At 67.1% G+C, this 18,500-nt stretch carries 16 protein-coding genes, 1 tRNA gene and 1 pseudogene; 7 read left to right on the top strand and 11 right to left on the bottom strand.

Going from position 1 to position 18,500, the window contains the following annotated elements; all coding sequences use genetic code 11:
- Positions 1 to 146 precede the first annotated feature (146 nt).
- Positions 147 to 1,235, top strand: coding sequence for a chorismate synthase (gene aroC / locus KUG39_RS07255; RefSeq protein ID WP_216913877.1), 1,089 nt, complete (start codon positions 147 to 149; stop codon positions 1,233 to 1,235).
- A 9-nt stretch (positions 1,236 to 1,244) separates the two neighbouring features.
- Here the strand turns inward: aroC and KUG39_RS07250 are convergent, their stop codons facing one another.
- The 4 genes from KUG39_RS07250 to psbO form a co-directional block, all read right to left on the bottom strand.
- Positions 1,245 to 1,814 (bottom strand): bifunctional 4-hydroxy-2-oxoglutarate aldolase/2-dehydro-3-deoxy-phosphogluconate aldolase, encoded by a 570-nt coding sequence (locus tag KUG39_RS07250; RefSeq protein ID WP_502988638.1) that lies wholly within the window; start codon positions 1,812 to 1,814, stop codon positions 1,245 to 1,247.
- A 49-nt stretch (positions 1,815 to 1,863) separates the two neighbouring features.
- On the bottom strand, positions 1,864 to 3,708 hold the full coding sequence (gene ftsH3, locus KUG39_RS07245) for an ATP-dependent zinc metalloprotease FtsH3 (RefSeq protein WP_190611446.1): 1,845 nt from the start codon (positions 3,706 to 3,708) through the stop codon (positions 1,864 to 1,866).
- Between the two features lie 66 nt (positions 3,709 to 3,774).
- The gene (gene sat, locus KUG39_RS07240) at positions 3,775 to 4,944 is read right to left on the bottom strand and encodes a sulfate adenylyltransferase (RefSeq protein WP_216913879.1); all 1,170 of its coding nucleotides are present in this window, start codon (positions 4,942 to 4,944) and stop codon (positions 3,775 to 3,777) included.
- A gap of 184 nt (positions 4,945 to 5,128) precedes the next feature.
- Entirely contained in the window at positions 5,129 to 5,941 is an 813-nt protein-coding gene (gene psbO / locus KUG39_RS07235; protein ID WP_094585817.1) for a photosystem II manganese-stabilizing polypeptide, read from the bottom strand.
- 274 nt (positions 5,942 to 6,215) lie between these two features.
- On the opposite strand from psbO, the gene KUG39_RS17750 reads away from it, so the two are divergent.
- Positions 6,216 to 6,455, top strand: coding sequence for a hypothetical protein (locus tag KUG39_RS17750; RefSeq protein ID WP_286193002.1), 240 nt, complete (start codon positions 6,216 to 6,218; stop codon positions 6,453 to 6,455).
- On the opposite strand, the gene coaBC is transcribed toward KUG39_RS17750, so the two are convergent.
- Positions 6,421 to 7,692: a bifunctional phosphopantothenoylcysteine decarboxylase/phosphopantothenate--cysteine ligase CoaBC gene (gene coaBC, locus KUG39_RS07225; RefSeq protein WP_216913883.1), complete on the bottom strand. Its 1,272-nt coding sequence runs from the start codon at positions 7,690 to 7,692 to the stop codon at positions 6,421 to 6,423. The genes KUG39_RS17750 and coaBC overlap by 35 nt on opposite strands.
- Positions 7,682 to 7,900: a protein IsiD gene (gene isiD / locus KUG39_RS07220; protein ID WP_190611442.1), complete on the bottom strand. Its 219-nt coding sequence runs from the start codon at positions 7,898 to 7,900 to the stop codon at positions 7,682 to 7,684. Before isiD ends, coaBC begins: the two co-directional genes overlap by 11 nt.
- Positions 7,901 to 7,946: 46 nt before the next feature.
- Between isiD and KUG39_RS07215 the strand changes: the two genes are divergently transcribed.
- Positions 7,947 to 8,019: transfer RNA gene (locus KUG39_RS07215), tRNA-Ala, on the top strand.
- A gap of 1,042 nt (positions 8,020 to 9,061) precedes the next feature.
- Positions 9,062 to 9,853 (top strand): tyrosine-type recombinase/integrase, encoded by a 792-nt coding sequence (locus tag KUG39_RS07210; protein WP_216913885.1) that lies wholly within the window; start codon positions 9,062 to 9,064, stop codon positions 9,851 to 9,853.
- A gap of 26 nt (positions 9,854 to 9,879) precedes the next feature.
- Here KUG39_RS07210 and KUG39_RS07205 read toward each other — a convergent pair whose 3' ends face one another.
- Both KUG39_RS07205 and KUG39_RS07200 read right to left on the bottom strand, forming a co-directional pair.
- Complete coding sequence (locus KUG39_RS07205) at positions 9,880 to 10,995, bottom strand: pentapeptide repeat-containing protein (protein ID WP_216913887.1); 1,116 nt, start codon at positions 10,993 to 10,995, stop codon at positions 9,880 to 9,882.
- The gene (locus tag KUG39_RS07200) at positions 10,992 to 12,065 is read right to left on the bottom strand and encodes a hypothetical protein (RefSeq protein ID WP_216913889.1); all 1,074 of its coding nucleotides are present in this window, start codon (positions 12,063 to 12,065) and stop codon (positions 10,992 to 10,994) included. Before KUG39_RS07200 ends, KUG39_RS07205 begins: the two co-directional genes overlap by 4 nt.
- Before the next feature lie 793 nt (positions 12,066 to 12,858).
- Between KUG39_RS07200 and KUG39_RS07195 the strand changes: the two genes are divergently transcribed.
- Both KUG39_RS07195 and KUG39_RS07190 read left to right on the top strand, forming a co-directional pair.
- Positions 12,859 to 15,024, top strand: coding sequence for a PriCT-2 domain-containing protein (locus tag KUG39_RS07195; protein WP_216913891.1), 2,166 nt, complete (start codon positions 12,859 to 12,861; stop codon positions 15,022 to 15,024).
- Between the two features lie 411 nt (positions 15,025 to 15,435).
- Positions 15,436 to 15,987, top strand: coding sequence for a hypothetical protein (locus KUG39_RS07190; RefSeq protein ID WP_216913893.1), 552 nt, complete (start codon positions 15,436 to 15,438; stop codon positions 15,985 to 15,987).
- 77 nt (positions 15,988 to 16,064) lie between these two features.
- On the opposite strand, the gene KUG39_RS17295 is transcribed toward KUG39_RS07190, so the two are convergent.
- From KUG39_RS17295 to KUG39_RS07180, 3 genes are all read right to left on the bottom strand, one after another.
- Positions 16,065 to 16,199, bottom strand: coding sequence for a hypothetical protein (locus KUG39_RS17295; protein ID WP_286192996.1), 135 nt, complete (start codon positions 16,197 to 16,199; stop codon positions 16,065 to 16,067).
- A gap of 105 nt (positions 16,200 to 16,304) precedes the next feature.
- Positions 16,305 to 17,123, bottom strand: coding sequence for a recombinase family protein (locus KUG39_RS07185; protein ID WP_216913895.1), 819 nt, complete (start codon positions 17,121 to 17,123; stop codon positions 16,305 to 16,307).
- 32 nt (positions 17,124 to 17,155) lie between these two features.
- The gene (locus tag KUG39_RS07180) at positions 17,156 to 17,512 is read right to left on the bottom strand and encodes a hypothetical protein (protein ID WP_216913897.1); all 357 of its coding nucleotides are present in this window, start codon (positions 17,510 to 17,512) and stop codon (positions 17,156 to 17,158) included.
- Between the two features lie 472 nt (positions 17,513 to 17,984).
- On the opposite strand from KUG39_RS07180, the pseudogene KUG39_RS17580 reads away from it, so the two are divergent.
- Positions 17,985 to 18,485: pseudogene (locus KUG39_RS17580) on the top strand (DEAD/DEAH box helicase); the annotation flags it as partial.
- Positions 18,486 to 18,500 lie beyond the last annotated feature (15 nt).

Raw genomic sequence — 18,500 nt, 5'->3', positions numbered from 1 at the left:
ACCGCCCCGGCGATCGGCTGATCCAGCCTCTCCAGATTTCCTGGACTTTCTCAACCCCCTGCTCGCGCAGGGGGTTTTTTCATGGCGACGCGGTCCGGCTGGGTAGGCTCCCTGCTTCGGGAAACCCGGTTGGTCAGGGCGGTGCGATGGGCAGCAGTTTCGGTGATCTCTTCCGGATCAGCACGTTCGGCGAATCCCACGGCGGTGGCGTCGGGGTGATCATCGATGGCTGTCCCCCCCGGCTGCCGCTGGATCTGGAGCAGATCCAGGCCGATCTCGACCGACGCCGGCCAGGCCAGAGCCGCATCACCACCCCCCGCAAGGAGGAGGACAGGGTCGAAATCCTCAGCGGCCTGCTCGACGGGGTCACGCTCGGGACGCCGATCGCCATGGTGGTCCGCAACAAGGACCAGCGCCCCGGGGACTACCAGGAGATGCAGGTGGCCTTCCGGCCCTCCCACGCCGACGCCACCTACCAGGCCAAGTACGGCATCCAGGCCCGCAGCGGCGGCGGCCGCGCCTCGGCCCGGGAAACGATCGGCCGGGTGGCCGCCGGAGCGGTGGCCAAGCAGCTGCTGGCCCGCACCCACGGCACCGAGGTGATCGCCTGGGTGCGCCGGATTCACACCATTGAGGCCCAGATCGATCCCGCCAGCGTGAGCCTGGAGGCGGTGGAGGCCAACATCGTGCGCTGCCCCGACGCCGCCACCGCCGAACGGATGATCGAGCGCATCGAGGCGATCGGGCGGGACGGGGATTCCTGCGGCGGGGTGATCGAATGCCTGGTGCGGCGGCCGCCGGTGGGTCTGGGCATGCCGGTGTTCGACAAACTGGAGGCGGATCTGGCCAAGGCGGTGATGTCGCTGCCGGCCACCAAGGGCTTCGAGATCGGCTCCGGCTTCGGCGGCACCCTGCTGCGCGGCAGCGAGCACAACGACGCCTTCCTGCCCAGCGGCGACGGCCGCCTGCGGACCGCCACCAACAACTCGGGGGGCATCCAGGGGGGCATCAGCAACGGGGAGGAGATCCAGCTGCGGGTGGCCTTCAAACCCACGGCCACGATCCGCAAGGAGCAGCAGACCATCGATGCCACCGGTGCCGCGACCACCCTGGCGGCGAAGGGACGCCACGACCCCTGCGTGCTGCCCCGGGCCGTGCCGATGGTGGAGGCGATGGTGGCCCTGGTGCTGGCCGATCACCTGCTGCGTCAGCAGGGCCAGTGCAGCCTCTGGTGATCCGCCCGCTCAGGGCCGCTGCGGCAGTTCTCCCAGCACCTGCCGCAGGGGCTCCGGCCCCTGGGCGACCAGCGACGAGCCCAGGGCGACGGCATTGACCCCGGCCTCCAGCCAGGGACGCACATCGCCGGGCTGGAGACCGCCGGCGGCGATGCAGAAGGGGAGCGGTGGACCGAGGGGATCCTGCAGGCGCCGCCAGTGGCCGATGCCGACGCTGGCGGCGGGGAACAGCTTGACGATCGGGCAGCCCAGGGAGCGGGCCCGGTTCACCTCCGTGGGTGTCATCACCCCGGGGACCAGGGCGAAGCGGGCCATCGCCGCCGTCTCCAGCAGCTTCGCCTCCAGGACGGGGGAGACGCCGTAGGAGAAACCCGCCTCCAGGGCCGCCGCCAGGGCCGCGGGGGTGCAGATCGAGGCCGCCCCCAGACGCAGATCGGGATACGCCTCGATCAGGAGCCGGCAGTCGGGGATCCAGGCCGGCGAGGGCCCCCAGGCGATCTCCACATGGCGCACCCCCAGGTCGGCCAGCTGGCCCAGCTGGGGGGCCAGGAGCGCTGGCTGCTCAGCGCGAAGCACCACCAGCAGGGGCTGGTGGTGCAGGGACTGGATCAGGGACTCGCAGGGAGGCCTAGACGTAGGCGGCCACCGTCACATCGCGGGAGATGAGCAGCTCCTGGAGCTCCTCGGCATCCACGGTCTCCTTCTCGACCAGGAGCTCGGCCAGCTCATCGAGCACGGCCCGGTTGGCGAGCAGCACCTCGGTGGCGCGGCGGTAGGCGTCGGCCACCAGCTGGGAGACCTCCTCGTCGATGGCGGCGGCGGTGTCCTCGGAGAAGTCGCGCTCGGCGGCGATGTCGCGGCCGAGGAACATGCCCCCCTGGGCCCGGCCCAGGGCCACCGGGCCGAGGCGGTCGCTCATGCCGAAGCGGGTCACCATCTGGCGGGCGACCCGGGCCACCTGCTGCAGGTCGTTGGAGGCCCCGGTGGTGACTTCGTCTTCGCCGTAGACGATCTCCTCGGCGACCCGGCCACCGAGGGCGACGGCCATCTGGTTCTGCAGGTAGGAGCGGGAGTAGAGCCCCGACTCCATGCGCTCCTCACTGGGGGTGAAGAAGGTGAGGCCGCCGGCCTGGCCGCGGGGAATGATGCTGATCTTCTGGACGGGGTCGTAGTCGGGCATCAGGGCGCCCACCAGGGCGTGGCCGGACTCGTGGTAGGCCACCAGGCGCTTGCGGCGCTCGCTCATCACCCGGTCCTTCTTCTCCGGGCCGGCCATGACGCGCTCGATGGCGTCGTTGACCTCATCCATCGACACTTCGGTCAGCTGGCGCCGGGCGGCGAGGATGGCCGCCTCGTTGAGCAGGTTGGCCAGGTCGGCACCGGTGAAGCCGGGGGTGCGGCGGGCCACCTTGTCGAGGTCGACGTCCTTGGCGAGGGTCTTGCCGCGGGCGTGGACACCGAGGATCTGGAGACGGCCGGCGTAGTCGGGACGGTCGACCACCACCTGACGGTCGAAGCGACCCGGCCGCATCAGGGCCGAATCGAGCACGTCGGGGCGGTTGGTGGCCGCCACGATGATGATGCCGGTGTTGCCCTCGAAGCCGTCCATCTCGGTGAGCAGCTGGTTGAGGGTCTGCTCCCGCTCGTCGTTGCCGCCGCCGAGGCCGGCGCCCCGCTGGCGGCCCACGGCGTCGATCTCATCGATGAAGACGATGCAGGGGGCGTTCTTCTTGGCCTGCTCGAACAGGTCGCGCACCCGGCTGGCGCCGACGCCCACGAACATCTCGACGAACTCCGAACCGGAGATCGAGAAGAACGGCACGCCCGCCTCACCGGCCACGGCCTTGGCCAGCAGCGTCTTGCCGGTGCCCGGAGGGCCCACCAGCAGCACGCCCTTGGGGATCTTGGCGCCGACAGCGGTGAAGCGGTCGGGGTTCTTGAGGAAGTCGACCACCTCGGTGAGCTCGAGCTTGGCGCCCTCGATGCCGGCCACGTCACCGAAGGTGACCTGGGTCTGGGGTTCCATCTGGACCCGGGCCTTGCTCTTGCCGAAATTCATGGCCGGGTTGCCGCCGCCGCCCTGGGCGCGGCGCAACAGGAAGAACAGGCCGCCGAGCAGCAGCAGCGGGAAGATCAGGCTGCCGATCGCCTGCTGCCAGGCCGCCGGCTCCCGGTTGGGCTGCACGGCGATGTCGACGTTGTGGTCGGTGAGCAGCTTGAGCAGGTCCTTGTCGGGGGCGAGGTTCACCACGGCGCGCTGGCCGTCGTTCTCCACCACCTGGGCGGTGCCGCGGTCGGGGGAGATCAGCACCCGGGAGATCTCGTTGGCCTGGACGGCCTCGACGAAATCGCTGTAGCGCAGGGTGCGGGGGGCCCGGGCCGGGTCAGGCCGCTCCAGGAAGGCGGTGCCCACGGCGATCATCACGATCACCAGGAGCACGTAGAGCCCCGCGTTGCGCCAGCGTTTCTTCACGACCCTGTCTCCTGTGTGAGAGTGAAAGTAACAGAATGTTAATCGGCGTCCGCGGTCGGACGGGGCTCAGGCCGCGGCCCTGAGCACCTCCACCACGCTACGGAAGGCGAACCATTCCGGGATCTCCTCACCGCCGCGCAGCATCTGGCGGAACTGGGTGCCGCTCAGCTTGCGGATGTGCAGCCCCCGGGCCTGGGCGTGCTCGGCGGTGACGTAGCCCTCCTCCTCGGTGTAGACGAGGTTGAGGGACGGCACCGTCTCCATGCCGAGCTCGGTGGCCTGGTCACGGGCGAAGTCCTGGGCCTCGTAGGGGCCGTAGAAGTCCTCGCCGGTGAGGGACGATTTGCAGCCCGCCATGTCGCGGCCAATGATGAAGTGGGTGCAGCCGTAGTTCTTGCGGATGATCATGTGCTGCAGGGCCTCCCGGGGGCCGGCCATGTGCATGGCGTAGGGCAGGTAGGCCCAGCGGATGCGGGGGTTGTCCACCTCGGCGGCCAGGCGCTCATAGGTGGCGAAGCGCACCTCGCCGGCGATGTCGTCCTCCTGGGTGGGACCGCAGGTGGGGTGCACCAGCACCACCCCGCCCTTGCTCACGTTGGGGGCCTCGAGGGCGCGGGTGAACAGTTCGTAGTGGGCCCGGTGGATGGGGTTGCGGCATTGGAAGGCCACCACGTCCTGGCCCGCCGGCAGGGTGGCGCGCACGTCGGCCGGGGTGCTGCATGGGAAGACGCGCTGCGGCAGGGCCAGACCCTGGAGGCGTCCGCCGAGGTAGAAGCGGCCCCGTTCGGTGGCGATCATGCGCACCGCCGGATGTTCCAGGGAGGTGGTGCCGTAGCACCCCTTGGCCTCGAGCACCTTGTCGGGCTCCCAGCGGCTCTCCACGGTGAGCACGGCCAGGTCCTGGCCCTGGTAGGTGAGCAGCAGCCGCTGGCCCACGGCGACGGAGGCGTCGTCGGTGTCGAAGATGATCGGCAGGCCGAACAGCAGACCGCTGGTGGTGCGGTGGCCCGCCACCACAGCCTCGTAGTCCTCCTGGTGCATGAAGCCGCGCAGGGGCGAGAAGCCGCCCACGATCAGCAGCTCCACGTCGCAGGCGTTGCGGTGACTGCACTCCAGCACCTTGTCCACCGGGGCGCGCACACCCTCCTGCTGGTCGGGCGGCACCATCAGATCGACGAGGCTGCCGCCGTGGGGGGCGATCAGATCGGAACGGGCGGCGGTGTTGGCGAGCGTCATGGCGACGGGCCGGGGCTTTACAGGGAATAGACCCATCCTCCCAGACCAACCTTCGGCCTTGAAAAAGAGCGGCCTTGAAAAAGGGCGGCCATGAAAAAGGGCGGCCATGAAAAAAGGGGCCCGTGGGCCCCTGGGATCAACGGGTTGTGGTGAGGGGGGCCTGGGGCGAAACCCGGCCCGGGCCTCAGACCTCCTCGAGACGGCCGTAGAGCTCGCCGGTGATCTTGACGTCGACGACGGCCTTGGTGCCCATGTCGGTGTCAGAGGGCTGGATGGCGGTGAACACCCCGGCGAACTCGCCGGTGCTGGGATCGACCTTGGTGATCGAGAGATCCATGGTGCCGGAGCCATCCACATAGCGCTTGACGGTTTCCCCGGCGAATTCATCACCAGCGGGCACCAGACCCACGGCGCTGCTGTAGCCGGTGGTCAGGCCCCGGCCCTTGGGATCCAGGAAGTTGCTGGTGCGGTAGCTGGGGGCGCGGTACTCGCCCTTGAGGTCGGTGCTGGTGGAGAAGGAGGTGCCGGCGGCAGAGGCCTTGAGCTCCTTGCTGGAGAACATGAAGGGCACTTCCTCACCACCGGGCATCAGCACGGTGATCGGCTGGAAGTCGATGCCACCCAGCTCCTTGAAGCTGAGCTTGTCACCGCTGACCTTGAGGTCGCCGTAGACCTGATCGAGGCTGGAGGTATACCGGGTGAGGATCTTGCCGGCGACGAACTGGGCTTCCTGGCGCTTGTTGGCGGGCTCACCCTTCACGAAGACCTCGGAGGGGTGCATGCAGATCTCCTTGAGCTGGTAGGTCGCCGAGGGATCCAGGGTGATCGTGCCGCGTGCGGAATCGGGCAGGGTCGGGCAGTCGTTCGCCAGACCGGTGTTGTGGATGTCTTCGTAGGTGAGATTGGCCCGATCAACGGCCTTGGCCCCGCCGCTGCATGCGGACACCAGGGTCAGGCACAGAGCCAGCACGAGGGCCAGCAGGGGACGGAAACGCATGGGGAGAAGCCGCAGAGACGGAACGGGAACTGGGCTGGCCGGGATCCTACCGGTGCAAAACGCCCATTCCAGGTGGCTTGCGTGGGCTCTCAACAACCTGTATGAGAGGGAGATGTCCCTGAACCGCACCCACCCGATCGACGACTCCACGCCCTTCGCGCCGCCGTCTCCGGGACCCGCCGCGACGGCTCCGGCCCCTCCGACGTCCGCACCCGCGACCGAGCCAGCCTTCGACCCAGCCGCCGACCCCGAACTCCAGCGGGCCCTCGACACCCTGCTGAGGATCGCCGAGCAGCGCGCCGAGCAGCCCGAGGCCCTGCTCGATCTGCTGCGCCGCATCGAGCACCTGCACCGCAGCATCCAGGACGGCCCCTTCCGCAGCAGCCTGCCCAGCGACCGCAACGGCCTGTTCACCCTGCTCTCCGAGATGGAAGGCAGCGGCGGCTGGCCCTACATCCCCCGGCTGCAGCTGCGCACGTTCATGGATCTGCTGGCGCCCGATCCGGAGACCTGAGCGCCGCCGCTTCCGCGAGCGCCGAGAGCAGCCGGTGGGCCAGGGCCAGCTTGCCGGTGGGGCCCACCTGGCTTTCCCGCTCACCGGGACCGAGCAGCCAGCCTTCGTTGCCGGCCGACCCGAACCCCGCTCCGTCCCGGTCGATGGGGTTGGCGAACAGCAGATCACAGCCCTTGCGGGCGAACTTGGCCCGGGCCTCCTGGAGCACCTCACCGCTCTGGGCGGCGAAGCCGAGGATCGCCTGGGCCGGAGGGCGGCCCCGCACCAGGGCCGCCAGCAGATCGGGCACGGGCTCCCAGCCCTCGGTGAGGGAGGCCTCCAGCGCCTCCTTGGGGAGCTTGCGGTGCTCGGGGCTGCGGCGGCGGTGGTCGGCGACGGCGGCGGCCATGGCGATGGCATCGGCGCCGTCCTGAAGCCGCAGCAGCGCCGCCTCCATCTCCGCCGCGGTGACGACGGGGTGGCACTGGAGGCCCTCCAGCCAGGCCGGATCGACCGCCAGCGGGCCGTGGACCAGATCGACCGTGGCGCCGCGCAGGCGGGCGGCCTGGGCCAGCAGCACCCCCATGCGCCCGGTGCTGGGGTTGGTGAGGCAGCGGGCCGGATCGAGGGCCTCCCGGGTGGGGCCGGCACTCACCAGCAGGCGGCGCCCGGCCCAGTCGCGGCGGCAGCCGGCCACCAGCAGCGACTCCAGCGCCAGCAGCAGCAGAGCCGGGTCGGCCATGCGCCCATCGCCCAAGCGGTCGCAGGCCAGCAGGCCGCTGCCGGGCTCCAGGGGCAGCACCCGCTCCCAGCCCTGCAGCTCCCGCCAGTTGCGGCGCACCGGCGGGGCGGCCCACATGGCGCTGTTCATGGCCGGGGCGGCCACCACGGGGACCTCGCAGGCGATCAGGGTGCTGGCCAGCAGGGTGTCGGCCATCCCGTGCACCCAGCGGGCCAGGCTGGTGGCGCTGAGGGGGGCCAGCAGCACCACCTCGGCCCACTCGGCCAGGGCGATGTGCAGGGGCCTGGATTCCTGATGGCTCCACTGGTCGGCCTCGATGTGGCAGGGGGCGCGGCTGAGGCTGGCCAGGGCCACCGCACTCACCAGCCGCTCCGCGCCGGGGCTGAGCACACAGCGCACCAGGGCCCCGCGCTGCACCAGGGCACTGACGAGCTGGGGCAGCTTGACGGCGGCGATGCTGCCGCTGATCAGCACCAGCACCCGCCGTCCCGCAAGGGCGTCCTCCTCACTCCTCATCGAAGGGTTCCTGATCCACCAGATGGACGTAGGGCCGGATCAGATCGGGGCGGTGGATGGCCAGGGCCCGCAGCAGGTGCCAGTCGGCGAGGCCCGCGAACGGCGTGGGGTAGTCGTCCTCCTCGAGACGCCGGGCGAGTTCGGCAATGGAGGCGTCGTCGAAGGCCGCGAGCTGCTCGGGGGTGATGGACAGGCTGGAATCAACCAAGGGGGCGGCCGGGAAGGGGGACGGGATGGTGATAATGGCGATCGAAGGGGAATTAGCTCAGCTGGTAGAGCGCTGCGATCGCACCGCAGAGGTCAGGGGTTCGAGTCCCCTATTCTCCATGATCTCACCTCAAGTTGCCTACCAGGCCTGAGATCCCAGTAATCTCAGGGGCACCTGGCCATAGGTTGGGTGCAACATTGGGTGCAGCGTTGGGTGCAGAGCAGTTCTCCACAACGCCCATTGGCCGGTGCCCAGGGGGTCCCGTACGTGGTGCTGCGCGGCGGCGCCCGGCTGCCTTACTACAAGCGCAGGGTTCCGGCTGAACTGCGGGCCGCCATCGGCCGATCGACCTTCACCGCCCGGCTGAGCGGGGTGCCAGGGAGCCGGGAGTTCCGTCGGGCCTATGACCTGATCCATGGCCAGGCGGAGGCTGTCCTGGCAGGCGCCGAAGCACTACCCCGGCTTTCAGTTCAGGAGCAGCTGGGGGTGGCTGGAAGGTGGGCATCCCTGGCCCCTCCTCAGGATGAGGATTCGTTCCATGCCGCCCGGGAAACCCAGGCTGTGCTGATGGCGGTGGACCGGCTCGGAATTGTGCTGCCCTTACCCCTGCCAACGGACTGGGAAGCCCCTCCCGTGCCATCGCCCGAGGTGGTGGAGGTGGTGCGCCGCATGGCGTGGGAAATCGAGCGCATCCCACATCCTTCCTTCTGGCAGCAGCCAGGTGAAGTGCTCCACTCGGAGGAACTGACCAGCCACGAGGCCCTAGCTCACCTACAGAAGACGGTGGTCGAGTGCCGGCGGGGGATCAGCCATTGGATCAAGGAAGCCCGGCAGCAACTGAAGGCCCTGGGGCTGACGGTGGCCGCTGCCGAAGTACAGGCAGTGGCCCTGCGTTTGGTGACAGCTGCGGTGCACCTGGGCCGGCAGGTGGCTGAGATCGAGGCCGGCCGTCTTCCAGATCCCCTGCCTGCCTTCCCACCCCCCCCAGTGGGGAATGGATCGCAAGGGGGCGGGAGCCACTCCACCTTCGAGGTGGCCCTGGATCGGTGGGTGAGGCTGCGGCAGCCAGCGCACAAGAGCCAGTTAGATGCGACAGCACGATTGCAGGAACTGGCTAGGCACACCGGCCACAACCGGCTGGACCATCTGACACCTGCAGAGGTGAGTGGATGGCGGGATGCCCTTCTGGAGGGGGGCACGGCCAGCACGGCGAAACGGAAGCTCGCCATGGTGCGGGCGGTGTTGGTTGCTGCTGCCGGCGATGGGGTGTCGCTGCAGGGCGGGGTTCTCGAACGCCTGGCCGGCCGGAGCCTCAGGGATGCGACAGGTACCCGTCGAGAGCGGCGTCCCTTCACGGAGGCCGAGGCAGCGATCCTGTGGCAGATCAGCAGGCAGCAAGGTGGCGGACGGCCGCTTGATCGTTGGGGCTTTCCCCTTGGCCTGGCTCTTGGCGCCCGCCTTGAGGAGCTGGCGGGATTACGGAAGGAGGACGTGCACCAGGCTGAAGGGCTCTGGGTGGTGTCAATCCAGCCGAGCGCCGACCGGCGGCTGAAGAACGACAGCAGCGCCCGCCTGCTGCCGTTGCCTGATGCGCTGATCACCGAGGGGTTCACCGATTGGGTGCAGCACCAGGGGCCGGGTCTGCTCTTTCCCGAACCACCACCACCAGCAACGGATCCACGGCTGAGCCACTACGCCAGCGTCCGGCTGGGGAAGCTGCTCCGGGCCCAGGCCGGCATCGAGGACCGATCAGCGGTGTTCCACAGCAGCCGGCACTTCACCGCCCAGCAGCTGGTGGACGCTGGTGCTGAGCAGCAGGTGATCGAGCAGATCTTGGGGCACTCCTCCAGGTCCATGAGCGCCCGGTATTCCCGTGGTGGGGTGCCGCTTGCCCTGCTGATGGAGGCGATGAAGCGGCGCAGCTGGGGGTGGGTTCCGGTGGCCTGTTGCTGATGAAAATAGTTGCAGGGTTTAGTGATCTAGAGAAAATGAGAGAATCCAGAATTCGTTCTAGTCCCATCCGGGCGAACAGTGTCTTTGAAGCCTGCCTCTGTGAAGTCTGCACCAGTGAGGCGGGCATTGCTGAAGTCGGTTTCGCTTAGGTCGGCATAACTAAGGACGGCCCCGCTGAGGACCGCCCCAGTGAGGTTAGCCCCGCTGAGATTGGCGTTGATGAGATCAGCATTCCTGAGGTCAGCATTACTGAGATCTGCCCCACTGAGGTTGGCCCAGCTGAGGTTGGCCCCACTAAGGTTGGCCCCGTTGAGGTCGGCACCCATGAGGCTGGCCCCGCCGAGGATGGCCTCTACGAGCTCGGCCGATCTGAGATTCGCCTTTATTAGCTTGGCCTCATCTAGGCGAGCCTTGCCGAGCTTGGCACCACTAAGGTTGGCCGAGGCAAGGTCGGCCCAGCTAAGGCTCACCCCGCTAAGATTTAGGCCGTAAAGATCTGCCTCGCTGAGACTTGCGGTCGCTAGCGACACATTCAACTTACGAAGCACCTCTGTTTCAATCAAAAAAACAACTACGCTTCTTTTCCTCCCTCCATCGCCAGAAAAGGAACGGAGCACTGATAGCGTCCTCGCCCTGATAACATCATTGGCAGAGTTTAGAATTGAGCTAGGTTCAGTTAACGAAGAAGAAAGGCCAATGAGATCCTTTTCGATCAGCAGCTGTGCTACGCGATCAAAGTACCGCTGCAGCGTCTCTTCCTTGCTTTCTTCCGCCGCTAGCCTTCGTTGCTCAGTTGCGTCTTTGCTAGCTCTTTTCTGTTCTTGAGATTGAAACCAAACCCCGAGAAAAGCGAGTGTTGCTGGGACGCCGATTAAACCTGCCCAGTCCCACGCCGTCTTGGCTTCACCGGCCTGGATTGAATATTTTGTTACTCGCCAGTTTCTATCTCTCTCGACATGGGTGGTCTCGCCTCCCTTGATACCAAGTCCACCGGGAGAGCCTCCCCAAGGGCTCAAGATCCAAGTAACGACAATCAATATGCCCAAACCAAGCCAGAAGCTACGCCAGAGAATTACTTTTGTCGACTTTTTCAGTTGAAACCATTTCTGCAACTTAGTCCAGTTAGCAGTGAGTTGGTTCATCGCGAATATGCCATCCCAGAACCCTCAGCTTCAGCCAGTCTCACACCTGCAGCACTCTTTACGTTCGGATCACCGCAACATTCAGCAGATCCCAACTCAGCGGGAGGCAGATAAGGGCTCGCCAATTTTCGAGCACTTCGCTCAGTCTCCATACGCTCTAGTCGGTCTACAACTTCTGGACCAACTCTTGCCCGCCAGGAGGACTCTCTGCTTGCTAATCGAGCTTTCCGGCCTTCCCGCAACATCTGCGCCGCCGTGAGGCTTGCCCGGTACTGCTCCTCTGATTGGGCCATCCATTCGGCCAACCGGCGGGCCTGCTTCCGGTCCTGCGCATCCCAGTCCCACTGATGCCACTGCCGCTCAACGCCCGCCGCCGCGTCCTCTCCCCCCATGGCAGGGATCTGCAGACCCACCCTTGCCGCCCGCACCGCCGGCAGCACCTCCAGGGCCGGGAGCTCCAGGCAGCGAGGTGACAGGAACACCTCCCGCCATGAGTCCTCGGGCCCGATCTCAGAGGCCAGTCGCACCGGCAGGGGACCAGAGATCTTCCAGCCGGGGTATGGGGCCATCAGGTTCTCCGCCACCCACTGCGCCGCCGCCAGCGGATCCTCGTCACTGCCCTGGCCAGCCATCGGCTGCCGCAGCAGGGCCATCAGCGCATCTAGTTCGGCCTGGTCGGCAGCGACCAGCACCACTTGGGAGGGATCGAGGAACCAGCCGGGCTGGCAGATGACGTTCTGGGCTGCGTTGATCAGCCCAGCCAGACTGCTGTGGCGGCAGATGGCCGAGATGGGGGCGTCGGGATCGCCAGCCATCAGCCGCTCCAGAGCCACCTGCACCCGCTGGTAGGCCTTGACCCCTTCCACCAGCTCCCTGCCCAGGAATGGGGCTGCCAGAACGGCGTTCGACAGCAGATAGAAGTGGCCGCAGGTATGGACGAACTCCCAGGCAAGGGCCGACTCCATCCCGCTCTCCAGGATCTGCACCAGCTGGCGCTTGGGGTCCAGGGGGATCTGCTTGGGGCGCCGATCGAGGGGGCTCTCCGGGGCTTTTGGGGGACGAGACCCCATGGATGGTGGCTAGCTAGCTGATTCGACTCTAGCTGTGGCGTATAGAATGGAACAAGGCAAAGACAGCACAGCGAAGGCCCGCGCGGACTAGGGCCCAGCAGTGGCCGCCCCCATCCGCTCAAACCATCTGACCGATGAGCAGCAATGCGTCGGCAGGGTTGAGCACGGGCACGCTGTCACTGCAGTGCTACGCCACCCCTCGCCTCCATCAACTCGCCCACGAGGCCGCAGCCTCCCAGGGCCTCAGCACCAGCTCCATGCTGCGGCTGGCCTTGGTCGATTACGTCGCCAAGTTGGGCCTTCGCCCTGGCCTGGCTGAAGAGCTGCGCAAGGAAGCCCTAAGCCGCCGGACCCTAAGGGGTGCGCTGGCGGTGGGCCCTGCAGAGCTTCTTCCAACAGATCTCGCCCCTGCCGCCGGGGAGGGCTGAGCCATGACTGCCTACAAAAAAGCCCCGAGGGATGGTGACCCTCAGGGCTATGCCCCGGCTCAAAAGAAGCGGGTCTGGGTGAATGCCTACCCCAACATTCTGCCATCCCCCACCAGGTGGGAGTCACTGCTGCTCGCCCGTCGGATCGGCCAGCTCCGTGCAAAGCGGGCTCTGGGCGCTGCAGGACTGCAGGGCGCAGCCGGGCGCCTCATTGATGCCCACCCCAGCTGCCCTCTGCGGGTCTCGCGCCTACTGGACCGGCTCACCATTGCCATGGATCTTGCGCGGGTGGAGGGGCGGCAATGAGCACCCCGAAGCCAGACCATCGCCACGACCTGCTCGCCTTACCGTCCGACAGTCGACTGGTGCGTGTCGGACCTGATAAGCGGCCCCTGGCAGGCAAGGAGTGGTTCGACCGGGAGAACTTCACCCCCGATGAAGCCGCTGCTCTGAATGGAGACGCACCACCCGCCTGGGGTGTGAAATCAGGGCCGGTATCGGGCCAGCTGGTGCTCGATCTCGACTCCGATGGCTGGCGCGATTCATTCCAGGAGGTCACCGGCCACCCGATCACTGACCTGCCACGGACGATCGCCTGGACCAGCGGCAAGCCAGGCCGCAGTGGTCACCTGTTCACCGTTCCCAATGAGTGGTGGCCGGCGCTGAGGAACCGCAGGACCTTCACCCGCCCGTGGCGCGAAGGTGACCCCCTCGACAGGGACGGGAAGAAGACCGCCATCACGCTTTGGGAACTGCGCTGGGACCGCCACCAGTCGGTGGTGATGGGCGCCCACCCGGAAACCGGCAGCTACCGCTGGCTCACCGGACGGAGCCCTCACGACATCTCCGACCCGGCAGTGGCGCCGGACTGGCTGCTGGAAGCCCTCCTGATCCAAGCGCATCCAGATGCCCTTGAGGTGGTCCCTACAGCGGAGGACGCCGCCCGTGCGGTGGCGATGTTGGAGTACATCGACCCGCAGGCCCACAGCTGCTACATCGACTGGCTCCGGGTGGGGATGGCCCTGCACCACACCGACCCCGGACTGCTGCCGGAATGGATCGAATGGTGCCGGCCGATGCCGAACTTCGACGAGAAGGAGTGTCGGGCGAAGTGGCGCAGCTTCGGCAAGGGGCACAAGGGACGGCCGGCTTCTATCGCCACGCTCCACCACCTGGCCAAGGCTGGCGGCTATGTGGAGCCCAAGCGGCCGCAGCCGTCAGCTGAGGAGGTGTTGCAGGTGGCGCAGGCCACGGCGGCGAGTGGGGACCCAGTGGGGCAGGCAGCCAGGGCATCAATCCCGCTCTCCGAAAGCCAGCGTTTCGAGCTGCTTCGCAGTCGCGCAGCCCAGATCCTCACAGAGCATCCCCGCAAGGTTGAGCAGGAGCTGGCCATGCGGATGGCAGCAACAGACCTAGAGCTTCCGGCCCTTGGCCCTCAACAGATCCGCTCCCTGCTGTGGGAAGCCCGCAACGGCGACGCCGGCCCGGTGCTGCCGCTCACCCCCAATCAGCCGTTGTCCTTGGCGCCGATCCCATGGCTGCTGGAGGGGATCTTGATGGCAGGCGCCCTGAACCTGATCGTCGCCCTCCCAAAGATCGGCAAGACCGCGTGGGCCCTTGGATTCCTTGGTGCTTGGCTCCATGGCCAGCGGTCCTTCCTCGGCTGCGACCTGCCCCCGACGCCCTGCCCGCCGGTGCTGATCGTCGGCAGCGACCAGCCAGAAAACGACTGGGGGCGGATGCTCAAGCAGTTCGGCCTGCTCGATCACACCAACCGTCTGCACCATCGCATCCTCGGCCTGTTCACTGCTGGCCGCCCACTGCACCTGGACGCCGAGGGGATCGACCGGATCACCACCTACGCGGAGAAGCATCCCGGTCTGGTGGTGTTGATCGACTCCCTGCACGCCTGCATCAGCCCCCTGGGGTTGAAAGAGGAATCCGCTGAGGTGGCCGAACCGGTGCGGGATCTGATGAGTGCCCTGGAGCCTCACCGCGCCACCGTCCTGGTGATCCACCACGCCAACAAGGGCCGCGCCAACGATGGCGCCGTGGCCGCCTCCAGGGGCTCTACAGCCCTCCCTGCCGTCGCCAGCCAGATGATCAGCCTCACCCGCCTGCAGACCGGTGCAGGGGGCCCGCAGGGGAACAAAGAGCGGCGCCTCGTCCTCAAGACCGAGGGACGCGGCGGGATGCCCCAGGAACTGCTGATCGAGCGCACCGATGCCGAGGGCTGGATCTGTCACGGCGACGCCGCTGCTGCCATGGAGGCCCAGGCCAGGGAGAAGGCCAGGGAGAAGCTCACCGATCGCCAGCAGTCGGCCCTGCGGCTGCTGATCCAGCGGGCGAAGGCTGGAGAGCCGACGACAGTCGCTGATGCGGTGACAGCCCTCGACCTGAGTCGTCAGCGGGCCCAGGACACCCTGGGAGCTCTGGTCCAGAAACGGTTGGCTATCAAGACCATCCCGACCGAATCGGCCCCCGATGGAGGCCGTCCTGCTGCCACCTACATCCCGGTGCAGGATGCCTGAACCAAGCCACAGAGGGTTTGCACGGTTTGTCCCCTACTTGCCCGTGCAAACCGTTTTAACTGTGCAAACCGTGCATGGGTCTCTCATCAGTAAAGAGAGGTTCCGTCAAAACTCTGTCCCTATGGGGTTTGCACGGTTTGCACGGTTTGCCCGGTTTGCACGAATGAGTGGGAGAGGACCGTGCAAACCCCCAAACCGTGCAAACCACCTCCCTGGGCCCCATTCCATCGGCCTGCATCACATCCAGTGGTGCGGCGACGCATAGGTGCAGTGGCGATGGCGAGGTGTACTTGCTTCAACGAGTGCGTAAGTATTCATACAGACCCGTTCTGGATACCTGGCCCGGTGACTGTTCTCGACCACGAGAGGCTCACGGACTTCGTGATGTTCCATCGGCTGGGACTGCTGGCGGTGGAGAGGCTGGTGCTCAAAAGGGAGCTGACCACCCGCGCGATGTTCCTTCTGCAGGCGATGGTGGCCCGGATGAACACCAGCACCGGCAGGGTGTGGTCCTCGGCGTCAGAGATGGCGGCCGAGCATCAAGCGATCCCCGGGTGCGTCTGCAGCTCGATCCAGCGCCTCCGCCGGGTGGGCCTTGTGGTGCGCTGCACGGCGCCCCCCCTCCACGAGCTGTCGGCCAAGGAAAGGGCGTCGATGCCAGACCCTGCGACCCGTGCCCCCCATTCCGCCCGCCTGTACTTCCTGATCCACCCTGGCCTGGCTTCGGTGGGCGGGAAGACCCGAAGGGGTTGGGTTCTCGATCAGTTCCAGTCGGCCATCGGGGACCGGCTGATGCCGTTCGCCAGGGAGCTTGCCGGCGTCGAGGCCGAGGCCAGGGCGGCGGCTGAGGAACTGGAGCTGGCTCAGTTGGTCGTCGCGCACGATGCCCAGCAAGCGAAGCTCAACCGCCTGGAAGGGCTCCGCCAGCAGCTGGAGCAGGGCAACTCCCAGAAAGCCGCCTGAGGCCCTCCAGCAGCTCCCAGGCGCTGGTCACCGCACCGGGGATTCCCGGTGCGCTGCCGCTGAGCCGGGTAGGGAACTCAGCCAGGCTCCCCATCCCCTTCCGGCGCTGTGCCCTCGAACAGTGGCCCGAGGGGCTCCACCCCCAGCTGGCCCTGCTCCAGCACCTCCAGCGTCGGCCCAGGCCGCTCGGGGCCGTACCGCTCCACGGACAAGCCCGTTCCCGGCAATCCCGGTTGCTCATAGCGGTGACGCTTTCGCTGGCCCATCACGGCACGGATCGAAGGCTGGAAACCTATCGGCGGCGCTGTGCGGTGGAGCTATCCCGCCAGAGGAAGCAGCGGGCCCTGGCGCGGGCACAGGCCCAGCCGCTGGAGCGCCCTGGAAACCTGGGTCGGCTGCCATCGGGATGCACCGCCGGCAGTGACGACGCCAGCTGCCTCCAGGGCCCCTGCCATGGTCCTCAGTGAGGCCCCCGACGCCGCCATGGGCAGCAGGATCCCTCGCAGCCTCTCGGCCGCCTCTGTGGCCTGCTGGCGGCGAGCAGCGTTGGCAGCGGCGGCCTTGGGCCTTGCAGCCCCGAAGCGAACCCCTTTCGCCTTCGCCTGGGCCATCGCCTCCCTGGTGCGCTCGCTGATGCGCCTGCTCTCGAACTCGGCAACCGAGGCCATGACGGACAGGATCAACCGGCCGGCGCTGGTGGTGGCATCAATCTCCGGCAGGTCGCAGAACAGGAACCCGGCCAGCCCATTGGCCTGGGCCTCCCTGCTGAGCCGCAGCACGAACTCAGCATCCCTGGCCAGCCGGTCGAGCTTGGCCACCACCACGGCGGCATTGAGCCTGCGGGCCTCGGCCAGGGCCTGGGCTAGCACCGGCCGGTGGTTCTTCCTGCCGCTCTCAACCTCGGTGAACTCGGCCACCAGCTGGGCGCCACGGTCGGCGGCGAGCTGCTGGATCCGCAGTCGCTGCGCATCAAGCCCCAGGCCGCTCTGGCCCTGGCGGTCGGTCGAGACGCGGTAGTAGGCCACCAGCTGGAGCGGGGCGTTACGGGCCGGTGGTGGTGCTGTTACGGATTGGTCGGTTCCCTCGCTCGTTACGGGTGGGGTGGTGGCAGGAGGTGGTGCGTTGGTGGTGGGCATGGCGTGGGTGGTGGTGGTCGATGCGGCGCTGCTCAGGTCAGGGCCTCGAGCAGCTGCTGACGGCGGCCAGAGCGGGCCAGAGAGCGGTGGCCGGCAGCACGGGCCAGCTGGCGCAGCTCCCGGACGGGTAAGGCCACCAGCTGGCCCCCAGCAGCCTCTGGAGCGGGCGCGGTGGCCGGGAGGACGGATGGCGTGGCAGCGGCCTCCATGCGCTCCTGTAGCTCACCTGAGGCGGGCCAGGAGCTGGATGGGCGCCAACCGGCCAGGGTGAGCAGCAGGGCCAGCCCGTGGGCCACCAGCGGGCGCATCAGCACGGCCAAAGCCTCGATGGCAACGGCCAGGGCGACCAGGGCCAGCAGGAGCGCACGGTCGGTGTCGGTGGTGTTCATCAGTGGTGGTGCCCGGCCGGGAATGTCGGCGTCCGGCGGGCAAGACCAGCCCCAGGCCTCGAACCTGAGTGCCGCCTCGACGGGCTGGTGATAGTGAGTGCTGGTGGCAGGCCCGCCTGTATCTCGGCTGGGCTGTCTGCCAGGCTCAATCTATCACTAGCAGGTGGAAGTGGTCACTACTTGCAACATCCTCGGCCGATCTGATTGCCTGGCCATTCGCCTGGCTGGCACCATCACAGGCAGCGCCGAAGGGTAGGGCCATGGGGGGGGGGGAATAAGTTCTCGCCGCGTAGGAGAACCTCCCAACAAAATGGGACCCCAAATAGGGTGATAAATCGCTGGAGCGATTTTCTAGTTCGTGGCCGGATCGGCGAGTTCCTGCTACTCCTTGTAGACCGGCCTTCTCCGGGTGCAATCGTCTTTCTTTCTTTCAGCGGCTGGCTTCCCTCCCCTCCCTTTCCAGCTCGCCTGGATGGAGCAGTCATCGGCCCCTATTCGAACCCTGGAAGCCCCCACCGGCCTTGGCAAGACACTCGCCACGCTTGTTGGCTGGCTATGGGATCGGCAGGAGCAGCCGGCTGTCACGCCGCGAAGGCTCGTCTATCAGCTCCCGTTGAGGACCCTGACAAGCCAGATCGCTTCAGAGTGTCGCGCCGTCATTGCCCACCTTGGGGCCTCGATTCCTGTATTCGTGCTCCGTGGCGGACAGGTCGAGAACGATTACGTTGATGCCTTGAGCCAAGAGGCGGTCATTGTTGGCACCCTCGATCAGGTTGTGAGCCGACAGTTGATGCGGGGGTACTGCTGTTCCCGATGGTCCTGGCCTAGACATTTCGCTGCTCTCAATACTGACGTGAGGGTTGTCGTTGATGAGACCCAGCTGCAGGGAGCCGCAGTGAGGACCGCTATTCGACTCCAGCAGCTGCATGAGGAGTATGGCGGGCCGACTCCACGGGAGTTGATTCTCTGCTCAGCCACGCTTGATCCG

Origin of the sequence: Synechococcus sp. CCAP 1479/10 (assembly GCF_019038515.1) — a bacterium.
Lineage (GTDB): Bacteria > Cyanobacteriota > Cyanobacteriia > PCC-6307 > Cyanobiaceae > Cyanobium.
The sequence above is the reverse complement of the archived record's forward strand: the minus strand, read 5'-3'. Positions and strand labels throughout refer to the sequence as shown.

Excerpts from the sequence above, each read along its gene's own strand:
- sat (WP_216913879.1), bottom strand. The coding sequence starts at position 4,944 with ATGACGCTCGCCAACACCGCCGCCCGTTCCGATCTGATCGCCCCCCAC.
- KUG39_RS07185 (WP_216913895.1), bottom strand. The coding sequence starts at position 17,123 with ATGCCCACCACCAACGCACCACCTCCTGCCACCACCCCACCCGTAACG.
- psbO (WP_094585817.1), bottom strand. The coding sequence starts at position 5,941 with ATGCGTTTCCGTCCCCTGCTGGCCCTCGTGCTGGCTCTGTGCCTGACC.
- KUG39_RS07205 (WP_216913887.1), bottom strand. The coding sequence starts at position 10,995 with ATGAACCAACTCACTGCTAACTGGACTAAGTTGCAGAAATGGTTTCAA.
- KUG39_RS07200 (WP_216913889.1), bottom strand. The coding sequence starts at position 12,065 with ATGGGGTCTCGTCCCCCAAAAGCCCCGGAGAGCCCCCTCGATCGGCGC.
- KUG39_RS07180 (WP_216913897.1), bottom strand. The coding sequence starts at position 17,512 with ATGAACACCACCGACACCGACCGTGCGCTCCTGCTGGCCCTGGTCGCC.
- coaBC (WP_216913883.1), bottom strand. The coding sequence starts at position 7,692 with ATGAGGAGTGAGGAGGACGCCCTTGCGGGACGGCGGGTGCTGGTGCTG.
- aroC (WP_216913877.1), top strand. The coding sequence starts at position 147 with ATGGGCAGCAGTTTCGGTGATCTCTTCCGGATCAGCACGTTCGGCGAA.